This is a genomic window from Neobacillus sp. GCM10027624 (genome assembly GCF_042675345.1).
Lineage (GTDB): Bacteria > Bacillota > Bacilli > Bacillales > Cytobacillaceae > Neobacillus > Neobacillus cucumis_D.
Genome location: NZ_JBHTHD010000013.1, coordinates 348,737 through 366,546, shown reverse-complemented (window position 1 = coordinate 366,546; position 17,810 = coordinate 348,737). Strand labels below are relative to the sequence as shown.

The 17,810-nt window shown below is 39.1% G+C and carries 16 protein-coding genes; 4 read left to right on the top strand and 12 right to left on the bottom strand.

The features are described from left to right. Window positions 1-69: 69 nt before the first annotated feature. Complete coding sequence (locus tag ACFQZ9_RS22810; protein ID WP_498945572.1) at window positions 70-1,662, top strand: recombinase family protein; 1,593 nt, start codon at window positions 70-72, stop codon at window positions 1,660-1,662. A 16-nt stretch (window positions 1,663-1,678) separates the two neighbouring features. On the opposite strand, the gene rlmD is transcribed toward ACFQZ9_RS22810, so the two are convergent. The 9 genes from rlmD to cax form a co-directional block, all read right to left on the bottom strand. Beyond that, window positions 1,679-3,067: a 23S rRNA (uracil(1939)-C(5))-methyltransferase RlmD gene (gene rlmD, locus ACFQZ9_RS22805; RefSeq protein WP_498945837.1), complete on the bottom strand. Its 1,389-nt coding sequence runs from the start codon at window positions 3,065-3,067 to the stop codon at window positions 1,679-1,681. 55 nt (window positions 3,068-3,122) lie between these two features. Then, complete coding sequence (locus tag ACFQZ9_RS22800; protein WP_498945570.1) at window positions 3,123-3,434, bottom strand: putative quinol monooxygenase; 312 nt, start codon at window positions 3,432-3,434, stop codon at window positions 3,123-3,125. 109 nt (window positions 3,435-3,543) lie between these two features. Continuing rightward, window positions 3,544-4,287, bottom strand: coding sequence for a delta-lactam-biosynthetic de-N-acetylase (gene pdaA, locus ACFQZ9_RS22795; protein ID WP_498945835.1), 744 nt, complete (start codon window positions 4,285-4,287; stop codon window positions 3,544-3,546). Between the two features lie 80 nt (window positions 4,288-4,367). Continuing rightward, window positions 4,368-5,333, bottom strand: coding sequence for a nuclease-related domain-containing protein (locus tag ACFQZ9_RS22790; protein ID WP_498945568.1), 966 nt, complete (start codon window positions 5,331-5,333; stop codon window positions 4,368-4,370). A gap of 300 nt (window positions 5,334-5,633) precedes the next feature. Then, entirely contained in the window at window positions 5,634-7,178 is a 1,545-nt protein-coding gene (locus tag ACFQZ9_RS22785) for a fumarate hydratase (protein ID WP_498945566.1), read from the bottom strand. Between the two features lie 171 nt (window positions 7,179-7,349). Next, window positions 7,350-7,547 carry an SE1561 family protein gene (locus ACFQZ9_RS22780; protein ID WP_198311951.1) on the bottom strand — a complete coding sequence of 66 codons (198 nt, stop codon included), beginning with the start codon at window positions 7,545-7,547 and terminating at the stop codon, window positions 7,350-7,352. A 46-nt stretch (window positions 7,548-7,593) separates the two neighbouring features. Continuing rightward, a complete protein-coding gene (locus ACFQZ9_RS22775) occupies window positions 7,594-8,889 on the bottom strand; it encodes a methyl-accepting chemotaxis protein (RefSeq protein WP_498945564.1) in 1,296 nt (431 codons plus the stop codon). Window positions 8,890-9,064: 175 nt separating this feature from the next. Continuing rightward, window positions 9,065-9,850, bottom strand: coding sequence for a YfkD family protein (locus ACFQZ9_RS22770; protein ID WP_498945834.1), 786 nt, complete (start codon window positions 9,848-9,850; stop codon window positions 9,065-9,067). A 566-nt stretch (window positions 9,851-10,416) separates the two neighbouring features. Next, the gene (gene cax / locus ACFQZ9_RS22765) at window positions 10,417-11,475 is read right to left on the bottom strand and encodes a calcium/proton exchanger (protein ID WP_198311949.1); all 1,059 of its coding nucleotides are present in this window, start codon (window positions 11,473-11,475) and stop codon (window positions 10,417-10,419) included. Between the two features lie 191 nt (window positions 11,476-11,666). On the opposite strand from cax, the gene ACFQZ9_RS22760 reads away from it, so the two are divergent. Further along, window positions 11,667-12,845 carry an MFS transporter gene (locus ACFQZ9_RS22760; RefSeq protein WP_498945561.1) on the top strand — a complete coding sequence of 393 codons (1,179 nt, stop codon included), beginning with the start codon at window positions 11,667-11,669 and terminating at the stop codon, window positions 12,843-12,845. A 250-nt stretch (window positions 12,846-13,095) separates the two neighbouring features. Continuing rightward, entirely contained in the window at window positions 13,096-15,012 is a 1,917-nt protein-coding gene (locus ACFQZ9_RS22755) for a heavy metal translocating P-type ATPase (protein WP_498945559.1), read from the top strand. A gap of 262 nt (window positions 15,013-15,274) precedes the next feature. Here the strand turns inward: ACFQZ9_RS22755 and ACFQZ9_RS22750 are convergent, their stop codons facing one another. Both ACFQZ9_RS22750 and ACFQZ9_RS22745 read right to left on the bottom strand, forming a co-directional pair. Next, window positions 15,275-16,111: a YihY/virulence factor BrkB family protein gene (locus ACFQZ9_RS22750; RefSeq protein ID WP_498945557.1), complete on the bottom strand. Its 837-nt coding sequence runs from the start codon at window positions 16,109-16,111 to the stop codon at window positions 15,275-15,277. Between the two features lie 21 nt (window positions 16,112-16,132). Continuing rightward, entirely contained in the window at window positions 16,133-16,492 is a 360-nt protein-coding gene (locus ACFQZ9_RS22745) for a YtxH domain-containing protein (RefSeq protein ID WP_498945555.1), read from the bottom strand. Between the two features lie 202 nt (window positions 16,493-16,694). Here ACFQZ9_RS22745 and ACFQZ9_RS22740 point away from each other — a divergent pair, with 202 nt between their 5' ends. Continuing rightward, a complete protein-coding gene (locus tag ACFQZ9_RS22740; RefSeq protein ID WP_198311944.1) occupies window positions 16,695-16,919 on the top strand; it encodes a DUF1128 domain-containing protein in 225 nt (74 codons plus the stop codon). A 24-nt stretch (window positions 16,920-16,943) separates the two neighbouring features. Here the strand turns inward: ACFQZ9_RS22740 and map are convergent, their stop codons facing one another. Next, window positions 16,944-17,693 carry a type I methionyl aminopeptidase gene (map, locus tag ACFQZ9_RS22735; RefSeq protein ID WP_498945833.1) on the bottom strand — a complete coding sequence of 250 codons (750 nt, stop codon included), beginning with the start codon at window positions 17,691-17,693 and terminating at the stop codon, window positions 16,944-16,946. Window positions 17,694-17,810 lie beyond the last annotated feature (117 nt).

The window sequence follows — 17,810 nt, the reverse complement described above, 5'->3', positions numbered from 1 at the left end:
AAAATTATTATTAGTATGGACGAACTACCGAAATTTATACATAGGTAAAATGAAAAAGGAGAAATCAAAATGTACTTAAACTCAACTCAGATAAGCTCAGCAACTATTGGCAATGCTATAGTCATAAACCCACCAACATCTCAATACTTTACTACTTTTGGTGGTGAACGCATTATGAGATGTGCAATTTATGCTCGTGTATCCACTGAGATGGAGACACAAAGAACTTCTATCGATAATCAAATCGATTTATTTCGAAATTACGCTGCCCAAAATAATTGGGAGATCGTAGAGATATACACAGACAAGCAATCAGGAACAAAAGGAAACCGTCCAGGTTTAAAAAAACTGATTGATGACGGTAAGGCTGGTTTATATGATGTGATATTAGCTAAGGAACTTTCCAGGTTAGCTCGAAACGGAAGATTGTCTTATGAATTAAGAGATACCTGCCTACTAAATAACATTCATATTGTCTGCCTTGATAACTCGATTAATACAATTACCGGGGACGTTCAGAACTTTGGTCTTTTTGCTTGGCTGTATGAAAATGAGTCAGCAAATAGCAGCCGAAGAAATAAGGCTGCCAAACGCACAAAAGCTAATAGACGTTTATTTGTAGGTTCCAATCCACCTTATGGATACTACTCTGACAAAGGTAAGCTAAAAATTCGTGACGATAACACACCGGAAATTGTTAGACGAATTTTCGAAGAATACCTGGATGGAAAAGGAATGGATTCCATAGCTAAAACCTTCACAGCTGAAAGAATCCCTACTCCTTCTCAAATCGCGAGAAAGTCTAATGCATCACCTTTATGGCACGCATCAACAGTAAAAAACATTTTAAACAATCAACATTATTGTGGTGACCTTGTTCAAAACAAAACTGAAACTGTATCCGTTACAACAACAAAACGAAGAATTCTTGGTGAAGACAAAGCTACGATACAAGAGAATACTCACGAGCCTATCATCTCAAAAGAGACATTCCAGGCCGTCCAAAAGATGCTTCAAACAAGAACTCGTACAAGTACAGCCCCTAAAAAGCATCTGTTTACGAATATTTTGTTCTGTGAAAATTGCCAAAAGGGAATGTGGTTTAAGGCTAATCAAAAAGGCTATAGGTGTGGCGGCAATATTAAACACGGAGATACTTTCTGCGAGAATAGAGTAGTTATCCGAGAAAAAGAACTAGAAAACATTATCATCGAAGATTTACAAGAGCTTTTTAAATCTATTCAAGACGATGAGTTCCTAAGAAGCTTACAAAAGAGACTCGATCAGAAGAAATTTCTGATAAATAATGAACTCAAAAAAATTGAAAACAAATCAAATAAATTACGTTCTAGAAAGAAAGATTACCTTGATATGTATGCTGACGAAATACTATCTCGGGAAGAGCTAGTGGAATATCGTAAACAGATTGATCAGGAAGTATCAAATTTAGAAACGGCTAAGATCAAGTATCAAGAAAAACTAGAAGAATGCGAAAGTGAGAACTATGCAATTGATTTAGGTAAGAAGCTTAAAGAAGTTTCAATACTAAACGATTTAACTCCTCAAGTCTTACACTCACTGGTGAATAAAGTCACCTGTAGCGTTGATGGTAATCTTCGTATTCATTACAATTTCGTAAATCCTTTCGAAGAACAGGAATAGGCAACAACCACAAGGGTTAGTTGCCTTCTTTTAAAATGAGTTGCGAGATACATTCGACGTGCGCCGTCTGTGGAAACATATCCACCGGCTGAATGTACTTCACTTCATATTTAGCACTCAGTGTCTGAATATCCTTCGCCAGTGTCGATGGGTTACAAGATACATAAATCAATTTTTCCGGTTTTACCTGCAAAATCGTTTGCAGCAATTGGTTATCAAGTCCAGTTCTTGGCGGGTCCACAACCATAACATCTGGATTCCAGCCTTTTTTAACCCATTTCGGCAGCACTTCTTCCGCTTTCCCAGGTACATACTTTGTATTTGTGAATCCGTGGCGTTTGGCGTTTTTCTTTGCATCATCAATCGATTCTGGAATAATATCCATCCCGCGGACTTCCGCAGCCTGATCCGCCAGCCATAACCCAATTGTTCCCACGCCGCAATAAGCATCGACCACTTTTTCGGTACCGGTAAGCCCAGCCGCTTTCTTCACTTCATTATAAAGCTTGACGGTTTGCGTTGGATTCAGCTGAAAAAAGGTTCTTGCTGAGAGTTCGAACTGTAAATCCCCCAATGTTTCTTGAATGACTTCATTACCGGCGAGCGAAACCGTCTCCTCGCCAAAAATGAGTGAGGTTTTCTGGCCGTTAATGTTTTGCACAATCGACTTCACATTCGGGAGCCTTTCTTGGATTTCCGATATGATAAGCTCCTTTTTAGGAAGTTCCTTTTGTGAAGTGATTAAGACAATTTGGATTTCACCTGACTGCACACCAACACGGGTGACAATCGTTCGAACGATTCCTTTACGGGATTTTTCATTATAAATCGGGATCTTTAAATCCTCTAAAATTCGTTTCACCAGCGCTGTGGCTTCATTAGTTTGTGAATGCTGAACAGCACATTGGTCAATATCAATTAACTGGTGAGAGTTTAAGCCATATAATCCGGCAAGGACCTTTCCATCTCTTTGCCCCACTTGGAAACTGCTTTTGTTCCGGTATCCCCACGGATCTTCCATTCCAATAGTTTCACGGATGTCCAATTTGTTTACTTCCAGTTTTGTATGGCGTTCAAGCGATTGAATGACAATATCGCGTTTTTCTTTAAGTTGTTGGTCATATCCTAGATGCTGAAGCTGGCAGCCGCCGCATTGATCATATACTGGGCAGAGCGGCTGAACACGATGAGGTGATTTAATGCGGATTTTTTTAATTTTTGCTTCGGCAAATTTCGGATTAATTTTTGTCGCCTCAACAACTACCTCTTCTCCTGGCAGTGCCCCCGGTACAAAGACTACCTGTTTTTTAAAATATCCGACTCCTTCGCCGTTGATGCCCAACCGTTTTATGGTCAGCGGGAAGGTTTGATTTACTTGTATTTTAATGTTTTGATCTGTTTTCATGTTTTTCACGATTCCATCCATTTTTATTTTCAACGTATTATAGCATGTTTCCAGATTAATTGTCGGAGATTCCTTTACCGCCTATGGGTAAAATTTCCGTTGCCTCAATACCAGCAATAAGTGTTTTGGCCCGCTCAATCATTGCTTTTGACTCTTCTAATAATAGTGATCTTTTGTGGGCTTCCACATTTGTCCAAACCTCTGTAACCCAGATTACTTCCGGCTCACTTTTTGATTTATTGACGATATAGATTTCACACTCATCAAGAATTTTCAAAGCTTCTGTCGCGTTTAACAATATTTGTAATAATTCATCACTTTTCCCCTGGATTGCGGTAAATTTAACGTACATGCCATATTTATTCATACGTTCCTCCCTCATTTATATCTGCTATAAGTATGGTCACACATCGTTATATTGAAAACAAGTTCTTTATGAAAAAACCCGAACTCCTGTTGGAATTCGGGTTTTGGTCTTATTTTTTATAGTCATCCAGACTTTTGAATTTATAGCCTTTATTTTTTAAATCCTTAATCACTTTTTCTAATGCATCCGCATTATCTTTTGAAACCGTGTGTAAAAGCATGACACAGCCCGGATGAATTTGCTTCATGATATTATCGTACGCATATTGCGCACCTTTTTGCTGATTAACATTCCAATCCACATAAGCGAGTGACCAAAATACATGGGTGTATCCCGCATCTTTGGCAACTTTCATCGTTCTCTCGCTAAAGACACCTCTAGGCGGGCGTAAATATTTCATTTCTTTTTGACCCGTTAATTCCTTTGTTTTGATCTTAACGGTATCCAGTTCCTCTTTGATTTTTGCGTCGCTGATGGTCGTCATATCGGGATGATGCCAGGAATGGTTACCGACAATATGACCTTCTTCCACCATTCTTTTGACGAGATCCGGCTGGGAGGTTAGGTAATGACCAGTGATAAAAAATGTTGCTGGTACCTTTTCTTTTTTCAGGACATCAAGAATTTTCGATGTGTAGCCATTTTCATAGCCGTTATCAAAGGTTAAGTATAAGGTCTTTTTTTGAGGATCCCCTTTATAAAAGGCCCCATACTTGGCTAGAAGTTGATCGTACAGTGCCCCAGCCTCCGGCGGTTGCTCATTAACAGCTTTTTTGAAGCCCCAATGAATCGGTTGATTCGAAACAGCTCCATATGTAACACTTGGAACGAGCATAAGCAGCATTCCAAGCATGGGCAGTATTTTTTTCATCCATGTTCCCCCTATTTTGTTTCTTTTAGTGTTTGTTTTAAGAGGGAAAACATAATTGGAACTTATAGGAAGGTTTTTGGTTGGTGGTAGATACGGCCTTTGTTAGTGCCAGAATGGGGGAAATTCAAAATGGAAAATAAATAGGCTGCGGCTCTTGAGGATGGAAGTTGAAGAAACCAGCATAATTCTGCGTTTGTGATATAGGGCTTGATTAGGAGAAAGAAGTCTTTGAGAGCGGAAAGATGAGCATCTATTGAAATGGCATTACACCCAGGGCATCTCCACTTTCTTCCTTTATAGTGCATAGGAAGATATAAACATTTTGGACATAGAACCCCCGGTATTAATTCCCTTGGGCAAATATTGTACATTTGGAGAACATCACTTTGAAGTGGTGTTTGTTTATTCAAAATTTGTTTTTTTATTTTTCCCATTTGCTTTGGATCAAGACAGTCCTTTTTAAAAAATTTTTCATATTCAGCAATCTTCATTAAAAGGTTTTCTGCTCTGCAAACTTTCTTTTCTGCCTCCATATATCCGGGGGTAATGTGCAAAGTGGCTTTTGAGTTTGTGAAACAAACAAGATGATCTAAGGGGATAATTGGTAATAGATTTTTTTCAAAAAAATAATTTAATAAAATTTTATGGCGGGCGACTTGAGAAAGTGGATTGGAATATACCCTTTTATTTTCATTTACCTCTTGAGTTAGTTGATGCCGTTCTAAAACAAGCGAACCAGAATAGTTTTTACTATCAATAATTAAGCCGGATTTTTCAGAAAGGAGGAAAGCATCAATTTGGAAGTAGGAATCTCCTTGCGGGAGTCGTATGTCGTGGAAAATGTGGTATTTTTTTGGTGGAAGTAAGCTTAAATAGTAGTGTAGGTTCTTTTCTCCTCGATATCCCGATCTTAGATTTGTTAGTTTTTCTTCAATATCTTGCCTACTTGGATGATTTTTAGCTGTTCTTCGCTCAAGGGCCTCGTGCTGTGCCAGTAAAATCGGTTTGGTCAGGTCTTTTTCAAACAAAAATATCACTCCTTTGTCTTTTGAGTTTAATTTTATCGAAATTTGGGGTATTTTTTGCTTGGTAAATTAGACAACTTTTTGACTATTTTAATTTATCAACACTTTTCGGGAGGATATCAACACTTTCTGGGCCGATATCAACACTTTCTTTAAAGATATCGACACTTTTTCAGCAGATATCAACACTTTTAGCAGGATATCAACAATTTCCGCCAAAACGGAGTACTCTGCCCCCACTAAGTTGCAAAATCATCAAAGAAAAAGGGACAAGCGCAAGCGCCCGTCCCCCAAAGCAAAATCTTATTTAAAAATCGGTTCCTTAAACTGAGCTAATTTTTCCAATGAAGACTTATCCACATCAGCATGCAAGCTGTTACCGTGAGAGTCCATCGTTACAACAGCAGTGAACCCTTCAACCTGAAGGTGCCACATCGCTTCTGGAATACCAAATTCCATAAGGTCAACACCTTCAACAGACTTAATACAATCTGCATAATACTGAGCCGCGCCGCCGATGGCATTTAAGTACACACCACCATGCTCTTCTAATGCAGCCAAAGTTTTTGGACCCATACCGCCTTTACCGATAACGGCACGAATACCGAACTTCTTCATGATATCACCTTGGTAAGGCTCCTCACGAATACTTGTTGTTGGGCCAGCAGCCTTCACATGCCACTCACCTGCTTCGTCTTTTTGCATAACAGGTCCACAGTGGTAAATGACTTGTCCATTTAAATCAACTGGTGCATCGTGATCCATTAAATGTTTGTGAATGGCATCACGGCCAGTATACATCATTCCCGTAATTTGAACCACGTCGCCAACCTTCAAATCGCGGATTTGCTCTTCTGTGATTGGTGCTGTTAACGTAATTACGTCTTCAGATTTAGCTGCAGCAGTTTCCTTTTCAGCCTCAGTCGCAGCAAAATCAATGAATTCTCCATCTTGGTACATCCATTCATTGATTTCCCCTGTTTCAGGATTTACTGCAACACCCATGCGGCGGAATGCCCAACAGTTATAAGCAACAGAAACATAGAAGCTGGCAGGAATACGGTTCATCACGCCGATTTTACAACCTAGAAGAGTTGCCTCGCCGCCGAAGCCCATTGTACCGATGCCAAGTTTATTTGCATTTTCCATTACGTATTCTTCTAACTTACGAAGATCTTCGTTCGGATTTACATCTTCAACTGAACGGAATAACTGTTCTTTAGCTAGATCATAGCCGGAAGAACGGTCGCCGCCGATACCTACACCGATAAAGCCGGCACTGCAGCCTTGTCCTTGTGCTTGGTAAACAGAATGCATGATACATTTGCGGATACCATCAAGGTCACGACCGGCACGGCCTAGGCCTTCAAGTTCACATGGAAGGCTGTATTGGATGTTTTTATTTTCACAGCCACCGCCCTTTAAGATCAAGCGCACATCAATATAATCTTTTTCCCATTGATCAAACTTGATGACTGGTAAGCCTGCACCAAGATTGTCACCGCTGTTTTTACCTGTTAAGGAATCAACAGAGTTTGGACGTAATTTTGCTTCTTTTGTCGCTAAAACAATCGCATTGCGAATCGCTTCTTTTAATTCTAGTTGGTTCACCCCAACAGGAGTTTTAATTTTAAAGGTAGGAAGACCAGTATCTTGGCAAATTGGTGAAACTTGATCATCCGCCATTTTAATATTGTTCGTAATCGTTGCAAGGCTCATTGCGGCACTTGTACCTGCATTTTCCTGTTCCTTGGCAGCTTTTACTGCACGGCGAACGTCTTTTGGAAGTTTCGTAGAAGTTTCTACAACTAGCTTGTACATGCTTTCTTGAAATTTTTCAATATTCAATTCGAGTACCCCTTTCCCTTTGTCCCACTGATTTATCTTTTTTAATTTTATAACTATTCGACGGAATCCATTATACTCCTAAACGCCCTAGAATTAAAGGATAAGCTTGAAATCGGTTACTTGGTATTATGCGGTAAATCGCTTAAAAGCCATATAAAAATGAGCCTGCTATTAAACAGACTCATTCGTTTCACGATTATTGAATTCTCGGCATTTTGATTCCATATCATCGAGCATGGAAAGTAAACGGTCAATATCCTCAAGATCCGTATCTTCCGGATCAATTGCATCTAACACATCAAGAAACATATTTAATCGTTGTTTTAAAAAGGTCACTTGTAGATTTTTATCTTGTACAGGACTACCCATAGTAGTTCACTCCTTTCGTGAACATTATAACAAATGTTGCACTTGATTACAGTTTAAATTGGGTAATTGTGCCTTTAAGTTTTTCTGCTTGTTCTTTTAATTCACTCACCAATTTTTCTACATCCATAATGCTTTCTGTTTGTTGGTTCGTTACGGATGAAACTTCATGTGCACAGGCAGAGGTTTCTTCGGCGATCGCTGCAACTTCACTGGACTGACGGGAAAGCTCTTTAATTGCTGTCATTTGTTTATTGACAAGAGTTGCAATTTCTGATGTTGAAAGAACCATTTCATTCACACTTGTAGTCATTTCTTCAATCGCTATATTTGTTTGGGTTCCTTTAGCGACTTCGCTATTGACCGATTGCAGTTGTTCGGTCATTTGATTGACGACATTTTGAACTTCTTGTTGTATATTCTTTATTAATTTGGTGATACCTTGGACAGCATTTGCGCTTTCATCTGCAAGCAAGCGAACTTCATCCGCTACAACCGCAAACCCTTTGCCATGCTCTCCAGCGCGTGCAGCCTCTATGGAAGCATTTAGAGCCAATAAATTGGTTTGATTTGCAAGATTACCAACAAGTTGAATGATTTGTTCCACTTGTGAGGCATTTTCCTTAAGTCTTATTACGGTCTGGAGAGAAGCTTGATTACTTAAGGAAAGATTTTCAATTCCCGAAATTAATGATTGAATAACAATTTTTGATTTTTGTAAATCTTTAACTACTCCCTCCGATACAGACTCAGAGGCCTTCGCTTTCTCCTCAACCTCTAAGGCAATCTGTATTACTTCATCAACCGATTGAGCGGTAGCTTGTATAGCGGCGGCTGAACCTTCTGCTCCTAAAGAAATCTCATTGATCGCCTTTGCAATCATATTCGCCTCCTCTGAAGCTATCGCAGATTGCGATGAAATCGTAATAACCTTATTATTGGTTTCATTAAAATTTTCATCAATATTTTGTACCATTTCTCTTAAACTAAAGAGCATTTGATTAAAAGCCATTCCAAGTGAACGGATTTCATCATCTGCTTTCGATACTTCTGCATCCTCACTAATGTCGCCGCTAGCTGCCTTTAATGCTATTTTTTCCAACTTTTGCAAAGGCTTTGTTATAAGACCGGCGGCAAGAAAGGCCAGGATACCAGACCAAATAATTCCAAGTGAAAATGTTAGAATAGTAAAAGTAATTTCCCCCATTCCTATATTTTGTTTTAAAATTGGATAAAAAACATAAATAAAAATGGCACTTGTTGAGTATGTAATCACTGCCAATACGATAATAAAAAGAACGAGCTGTTTTCTAATGCCAGACCTATACTTTATTTTCTCCTGCATTCTTATGTCCTCCCTGAATCTGGTAAAGCAAATCCCCGATAATTCTCTTGCTATTCAACATTATATGACAATTTCCGCCAATACTATAGATTAAATTTGACAATGTTCGTAAAATTGCCATTATGAATGAACAAGACCCCTACCGAACCAATCTGTAGGAGTCTCCAGTGCTAAATCAACGTGGGTGTTCAGGTGCTATGAACCCAAAAGATACAAAATCTTGAACCGGAATCCATGCGCCAATGCCCTGAGAGGTAACATTTTTAACAACAATAAACTTTTTATTTCCTTTTAACATGAGATAGACTTCCCCATACGTAACTTTCCCTTTTTCACTTACCCCTGGTGCATAAGCAAATAAATAGCCTAAGCGGTTAGCTGGAATGTTATAAACATGATCATTTTTCGTTCCACCGCCAATAACCGTTTCAAACGCAAGTGGCAGTCGGGTTTTCTCCATCGCCGTGAGCAGCATCATTTTCTTAACCATTTCTGCATCCGGGATTTTAGAGGTCAAACCGCCACGGACGATTTTTTGCGATTCTTGGACATAGTGAATCTTGTAGGGTGCCTTGCCGCCACGATTATCAAAAAAGTTGGTATTAATTTTTTGATACTCCCAATTCGGCGAGGTTTCCGTTGACTCATAGTTCAGCGGCCATTGCCCTAAATAAACGATGGCACGATAGCCAATCGCAAATGGAGTACTATTAATGCTGGACTCATTAAGCATGCGAATCAAATCAGGATTTTGAATCTTTACCTTCGAAGAGTCAATTAATTTCTTTGTCAAATCACTTGGCTGTAAAAGCGGCAAATCCTGTGTCGAATTCGGATAAGTATTTTCCTTTGAGATATTTCGAACAGAAGATGGGACAGCATATTTAACTGCCTCTCTTTTCACCGCAGCTTTTTCAGCAAAAGCAGTAGGCAAAATTGTCATGATTAATAGCATTGACATAAGGACAGGGGCAAATTTTTTCACTAAAAAAACTCCTTTCAACATATCGCATTAAACCGTCTGCTCATAGTTTTTTCGGAGTTCCTAAATATTATCCCTTTCGAAAAATAATTTCTGGTCAAGCCTCTGAATTCCTGTTAATTTTTGACCGTTTTTAAAGATTTGACACAAAAATGTAATAATCAGAACATTTACAAAATTCAATCATTCAATTATAATAAACTTAACCTTTTAATAAAGGAGGGCAGCAATCAATCTGCTAACCAATTATCATTTAAGGAGGTTGGGATCCCCGACTTATATGAAATTTCAACACTCGTGTTTTTTTCAGGTTCGTTCTTAACTAACATGAAGGTTGGTGATTGATGGTCCCATTGAAAAGCGAGATTGATTTTAGCCTAATTTAAATTGTCACTATAGCACATGAAGCGTGAATTACCCGTACATGAGAATTTAGTAAAAAGAAGACTCTAAGTCATTTGACTTAGAGTCTTTCCTGGCTGGTAAGAAAGTGCAACTACTCCTCTGTCTTCCATTAGGGCTCGCCAATCGGCGAGTTTTCTTTATTAAAGAAGGAAAAATCCAATCCCCAATATCACGTAGGCGGCGATTAGGGTCAATCCTTCGAACCAGTTGGATTCCCCATCATTGGAGATCACGACCATTAGCAAAACGGATGAGACCATTGCGATGAGTTCCTGCCAGCTAAATAAGAGCGGCATCGAGGTTTCAAAAAACAGCGAGATAATAACCAGAACAGGAAGAACAAACATCGCAACCTGTAGTGTTGAGCCGATTGCGATTTCTACTGCAATATCCATTTTATTTTTAAAAGCCATTAAAACAGCTGAAGCATGCTCTGCCGCATTTCCAACAATCGCAACGATGATAATTCCAATGAACATCTCTGTCCAGCCAAAGGATTCCGCCACAACCTCAAAGGTATGGACAAGATGCTCAGAGATATAGGCAACCGCCACAGTGGCAATGGCTAAAACGGCAATCGCTTTTCCTTTTCCCCATTCCGGATCCTCTTCATCATGAACAATATTTTCACTATCATGTTGATAAACTCCCCGATGCGTAACGAGCTTGAAAAATAATGCAGCTAAATAAAGGATAATCAGGATAATCGAAATTCCAACGCTTAATGTCAGTTTTTTGTCTTCATTCATGTTCATCGAAAAAACTTCTGGAATGACAAAAGCAATCATCACTGCAAACATCAAGAGTCCGGAATTATGACGGGCATCGTAAATATTAAATTCCTGACGTTTGTATTTAAGACCGCCGACAAAAAAGGATAATCCAGCAACCAGGAGCAGATTCCCTAATACGGAACCCGTTAACGAGGCAAGAACAATCCCAACAAGCCCGGCTTTTAAGGAAAAGATTGAAATAATTAACTCAACCGCATTACCAAAGGTTGCATTTAAGAGGCCGCCAATTCGTGGTCCAGCCACAATCGCCAAACTTTCCGTGGCTCTGCCCATATAGCTTGCCAGTGCAATAATTGTTAAACAATAAATAATAAATAAAAGGATACTAGACCAATGTAATAGTGTGCCAATAATTGAAAGTGGCACTCCAATGAATGTCATGAGCATAAATATTTTATTTGTCACGGCGTTCCCTCCAGCCTAAAATTTTTTCCACAAATACCACTATTCTCCTGTAAAAAACCCCATCAATGAGAATACACTATTTTACAGCTTATTAAAAGTTTCGATAAATTTTTTTCTTGCAAATACTGGATTTTCTCGTTACCATCATTTAGATACGATTATTTCAGAATAGTAAGTAAGAGGTTAATTTTATGCAAAAAAATCATTTTCATTTTTCAATTTTAGTTAGTATTGTTGCTATTTCCGGGTTTTCTCAAGGAATGCTGCTGCCGCTAATTGCGGTCATCTTTGAAAAAAGTGGTGTTTCTTCTTCATTAAACGGACTAAATGCCACAGCACTTTATATTGGAATTCTCCTCGTCTCTCCTTTTATGGAGATGCCTTTACGAAAGTATGGGTACAAACCGGTGATTTTAATAGGAGGAGGAATAGTCGTTGCCGCACTCGCCCTTTTTCCCGTTTGGCAATCATTTTGGTTTTGGTTTGTTTTGCGTTTACTGATTGGAATCGGCGACCACTCGCTCCATTTTGCCACCCAAACCTGGATTACTTCTTCCTCACCACTCAATAAACGTGGAAGAAACGTTGCCTTGTACGGATTATTTTTCGGAATTGGCTTTGCAGCTGGTCCACTAATGACCCCATTGGTGAACATCAATCAGTCTCTTCCGTTCATCGTTTCGTCGGTCCTTTGCTTGATTGGTTGGTTCTTTTTACTGGCTCTAAAGAATGAATACCCTGAACAGGATGCAGGAATCAATTCCTTTTTAAGAACGATTAAAAGGTTTAGCCAGGCATTGAAATATGGCTGGGTTGCCTTTTTACCGCCCTTTTCATATGGTTTCTTAGAATCATCCTTAAACGGCAGTTTTCCCGTATATGCCTTGCGGACGGACATCAATGTGGCCAGTGTTTCCATTGTTTTATCGGGATTTGCCATCGGCAGTATTGTGACACAACTTCCTTTAGGAATGATAAGTGACCGCTATGGACGGAGAAATGTGTTAATCACCGTTCTATTTTTGGGGTTTTTAAGTTTTACTGTCGCAAGCTTCCTAGAGCATTCCTTAATTGGCCTATTTATATGTTTTCTTTTTTCCGGAATGGCTGTCGGTTCCACGTTCTCTCTCGGAATTAGCTTTATGACAGACCTGGTTCCAAAAAACCTTTTAGCAACAGGAAATTTGTTATGCGGAATCTTTTTCAGCTTGGGAAGCTTGAGCGGCCCGATTATTGGCGGCCTGTTTATCCAATTTTTCCAAAACGTTAATTTCTTCTATATTATTAGTACGATGCTCCTTGTTCTATCCCTGATTATTTATCTTTTTGGAAAAAGAACCGTTCCGATGCTGGAGGGCCAAAAAAATTAAGGAACGAATCTTCCTATTTTTCACAGAGCAAATTCATATCCGACGCATAGAATATGTGGTAAAATAAAATAAATATAGGATAACCTTAAAAAATAAATGTTCGCTGTCATCATTCGATGACAGCTTTCGTGTTTTTTAAGGGTGCTGAGTTTGATTATTCTTCTCATTAAGAAAAGCAGAAGCACTGGTAAGCTAGGACTAGAAATTTATATAAAGAAAAATATTGATCCTGATTATGGAGGGGGAAAAGATGAGTTCAGAAGCGAAATCACTTACACACAGAATACAAAAGATTTCTTTTATTGAAAAAATTAAGCCGCATGCAGAGCTGATTGCTGCTGCGGTGAGCGGACTTTTAATTGCAGCAGGATGGCTGTTTGATAAATACGATAACGAAGTGGATTCCATCATCGCTTATTTGCTTGCTTTTGTGATTGGAGGCTTTGCCAAGGCGAAAGAAGGGATTGAGGAAACCTATGAGAATAAAGAACTAAATGTCGAAATGCTGATGATTTTTGCTGCAATCGGTTCAGCGATTATTGGCTACTGGACAGAAGGAGCCGTGTTAATCTTTATTTTTGCCGTCAGTGGTGCTTTAGAAACCTATACGATGAATAAGAGCCATAAAGAAATTTCTTCATTAATGGAACTTCAGCCTGAAGAAGCACTCCTCATTCAGAACGGGGTCGAAAAAAGAATTCCAACCTCTGAGCTGCAGGTAGGGGATCAGATTCTTGTGAAACCCGGCGAGCGGATCCCTTCAGATGGAATGATTGTAAAGGGAAAAACCAATATTGACGAAGCTGCCATCACAGGAGAATCGATGCCCGTTTCGAAAGGAGACCAAGAGGAAGTCTTTGCGGGAACGGTTAATCTAACAGGTTCCATTACGGTTCAAGTGACCAAAGCAAGCAGTGACACCCTTTTTCAGAAAATCATTCAGCTTGTTCAATCAGCACAAAGCGAAAAATCTCCTTCCCAGCTTTTTATTGAACGCTTCGAAGGAACTTATGTAAAGACCGTTCTAGCTGTAGTAATCCTGATGTTTTTTATTCCTCACTTTCTATTGGGTTGGAGCTGGCATGAATCCTTTTACAGAGCAATGATTTTGTTAGTGGTTGCATCCCCGTGTGCATTGGTTGCATCCATCATGCCTGCCACCTTATCCGCCATATCTAATGGAGCGAAGCATGGAATCTTGGTAAAGGGCGGGGTTCATCTTGAGAATTTGAGTTCTTTAGAAGCCATTGCCTTTGATAAAACCGGAACCCTCACAAAAGGAAGGCCTGAGGTAACCGAGGTTATTGTAAATGATGGCCTGGATCGGGAAGATCTTTTATGGAAAGCGGCTTCGATTGAAAATCATTCGAACCATCCGCTTGCACAAGCCATTGTCAAATATGCTAAACAACAGCTGAATCGGGAGCTTCTTCATCCTGATTCACTTGAAGACCTTCCCGGCTGGGGTGTAAAAGCAAGCATTGGACTTGAACAGTGGAAAATTGGGAAAGCCGATTTTGTAGGAAAAGAAACTGCAGAGGCATTTGCAAATGGAAAAGCAAAAGAATTAGCCAGCCTTGGAAATACCCTTGTTTTCGTTGAAATCAATGGTGCTCTTTCCGCCATGATTGCCTTGAAGGATGTAGTCAGGGAAGAAACTAAGATAGCCATTGATCAATTAAAACAAAAAGGAATTTATACTGTCATGCTTACAGGGGATAGTCAAACAACGGCGAGCGCCATTGCCGCTGAAAGTCATGTTGATCAATTTTTTGCTGAATGCTTACCGGAAGAAAAAGTAGAGCAGTTGAAAGAATTAAAGACTAAGTTTAAAACAGTAGCAATGGTGGGTGACGGGATTAATGATGCCCCTGCCCTAGCCATTGCAAATGTTGGAATTGCCATGGGTGAAGGTACAGATGTTGCGCTAGAAACAGCAGATATTGTCTTAATGAAAAATGATTTACCAAGGATTGCAGAGGCTGTACGCCTTTCGCAAAGAATGAATAAAATTATCAAGCAAAATGTTATTTTTTCTATATCCGTCATCATGCTTTTAATTGCTTCGAACTTTTTCCAGCTGCTTGATTTGCCATTCGGAGTAATTGGCCATGAAGGAAGCACAATTTTGGTCATTCTAAATAGCTTAAGACTTCTGAAGTCATAAGGAAGACCGGGGTGATATCCCCGGCCTTTTTTCATTATCCATGAAGCACTATAGTGCTTCCGCTTTTTAGTGATATCCGTTCGAGCCGTTTGCAGACCCTGAAGTTTTTTGTTTTGGATGATTCTTCTTCCCTTTTTGTTTTGTTCCGCCATCTTTTTTTGTTTGTTTTGTCATGATGTAAGCCTCCCGGAAAAATTGTAGGTAACCCTCAATCATAGTTTGAACAATTCTACGGTTTTCATAAAGGAAAAATGAGGGGAACTTAACAGTTTTTCTTACTTCTTTCACTATAAAAAGCGTTGATTTCCCCGCCTAAAACGATGATAAAAGCCGATAAATACAGCCAAATCATCAGCACGATAATCGCTCCAATACTTCCATAAGTCAGAGAAAAATTGCTAAAGTTCCCTACATAAAAGCGTAATCCCATGGAGGTGACAATCCAGCCAATTGTGGAGAAGGCCGCTCCCGGAAATGCGCTTCTGCACCGTAATTTCACATTCGGAGCAATCCAATAAAGGCCAGTAAAAATTAAAAACAAAATAATCGCACTTACAAGATAGCTTAAGGCATCCCAAATCTTACCAAACTCGTCCGAAAATCCTACCTTTGAAAACAAAAATACGCCAATTTCTCTCCCAAAAACCGGTAAAATAATCGCAAGGATAAAAACAATGATCATTCCCAGGGTTAAGAGAATGGCTACTCCTCTTGCCACAATGAAGGATCGATTTTCTTTCACATTGTAGGCTTTATTAAAAGCTCTGACCACTGCATTAATTCCATTGGAAGCTGACCAGATCGTACCGATAATCCCAAAAGAAAGCAGACCGCCATTTCGGTGATTCATGACATATTTCACATTTTTCTCGATTAAATCCATCGTTTCGGCAGGAGCAAACCCTCTGATAAAACCAAGAACGTCCTGATGTGGAATCGGAATATAGGGGAGTAAGGTAAAAAGCACAATAAGAAGAGGAAACAAGGAAAGGAGAAAAAAATAGGCGAGCTGGGCACTTAAACCATTCAAGTCATCTTCTTCAATCCTGTGCCATAGTAATCGAATTAAAGATGAACGAACATTTCCTCCCTTTTCCACGCTTATCCCTCCTTCATGATTTTAATCTTCTTTAATGACGGCATCCATAAAGTCTGAGTCTTCATGATCGGCAAAGGCATCTTTTGTTTCCTTTACCATATCGGTTACTTTCGGGGTGAGTTCACGAAGTTCTTCCACTTTCTCAGTGATATAGGAAATATCCTCACTCACTTCCTCTACCGTTTCTTTGATTCTGATTGCTGTTTCTTTTATTTGTCCAGCAACCTCCCGCGGATGTTTTACTATATAGAGCCCCTTGTTGGATACCTTTAGAACATTTTCCTTCATTACTTCCCTGGTATCTCTATCTAAAAGGCTGATTACACCACCCGCTAATGCTCCATAAAGCATTCCTTTCCAAAATTGATTCCTCTTTGTCACTTTAAACTCTCCTTCTTTGCTACAATTTATCATCTTAACTCCCATTTTGCGATAAGCCCATTCCCTATGCAAGTTTAAATGGTAATATTTAATATTCTTTCATAAACATTCCCCTTTTGTAAAAGAACAAAACACTATTTTTATTGACATCTACCCATTATAATGAAAAGATGAGGATAAAAATTCAGAGAGGGTGTCCGGGATGAATTTAGCAGAAAAATCGACCGAAAATGTCGAATACATGATTGAACAAATTAAAGAAAAATTAAAGGTTTTAAACTTGGGCGCCATAAAACCAACTCATTTCGATGAAGAAATGTACGAAGATCTAAAAGAAATTTATGATTTGGTCATGAAGAAAAATTCCTTCAGTCCAAATGAAATGCAAGCTCTTGTTGAAGAACTTGGAAACCTTCGAAAAAAATAAAAAGCAGACCCTAGGGTTTGCTTTTTATTTTTGTTCTGTCAAAATGATTGGACCATCCTTCGTAATCGCAATGGTATGTTCATATTGGGCGGAATAAGTTCCATCAACGGTTCTTGCCGTCCAGCCATTCAAATCCATTTTTGTATGGTACATACCGATATTCACCATTGGTTCAATCGTGAACACCATTCCTTCTTTAATGCGCGGTCCTTTTCCCGGAAGGCCGTAATGTGGAACATCCGGTTTCTCATGAATTACAGTTCCAATTCCATGTCCAATGAAATCCCGTACAACCGATAGTCCTTCACTTTCAACATATTTTTGAATTGCGTGTCCGATATCACCAATTCGATTTCCTGGAACAGACTGTTCAATTCCTTTATACAGTGCCTCTTTTGTTACCCTTAATAAGTGGTCCGTTTCAGGAGAAACACTGCCAACAGCATAGGACCATGCTGAATCGGCCAATGCCCCATTATAATTGACCACCATATCGATCGTGACAATATCCCCGTCTTTCAAGGGTTCTTTTCTTGGGAATCCATGACAGATTTCATCATTAATACTTGCGCATGTGGCAAATTCATACCCTTTATAACCCTTTTGCTCCGGTGATGCGTTATTTTTTCGTAAAAATTCATCAACAAATTCTTCAATTTCCCAAGTCGTAATACCTGGTTTAATTAATTTAGCGATTTCTTTATGGCATGAAGCAAGAATTTCTCCCGCTTTCTTCATTGCTTCAATTTCTCTTTGTGATTTTAAGACAATCATTGTTTTCCCTGCCTTTTTATATTTTTCAATATCCACTCTAAAAACATCTTATCTCTATCCAAGCTTTTTTTCAAAGAAGTGATTTAAGAATTCATTAATTCTTTGTTAACTCCGAGC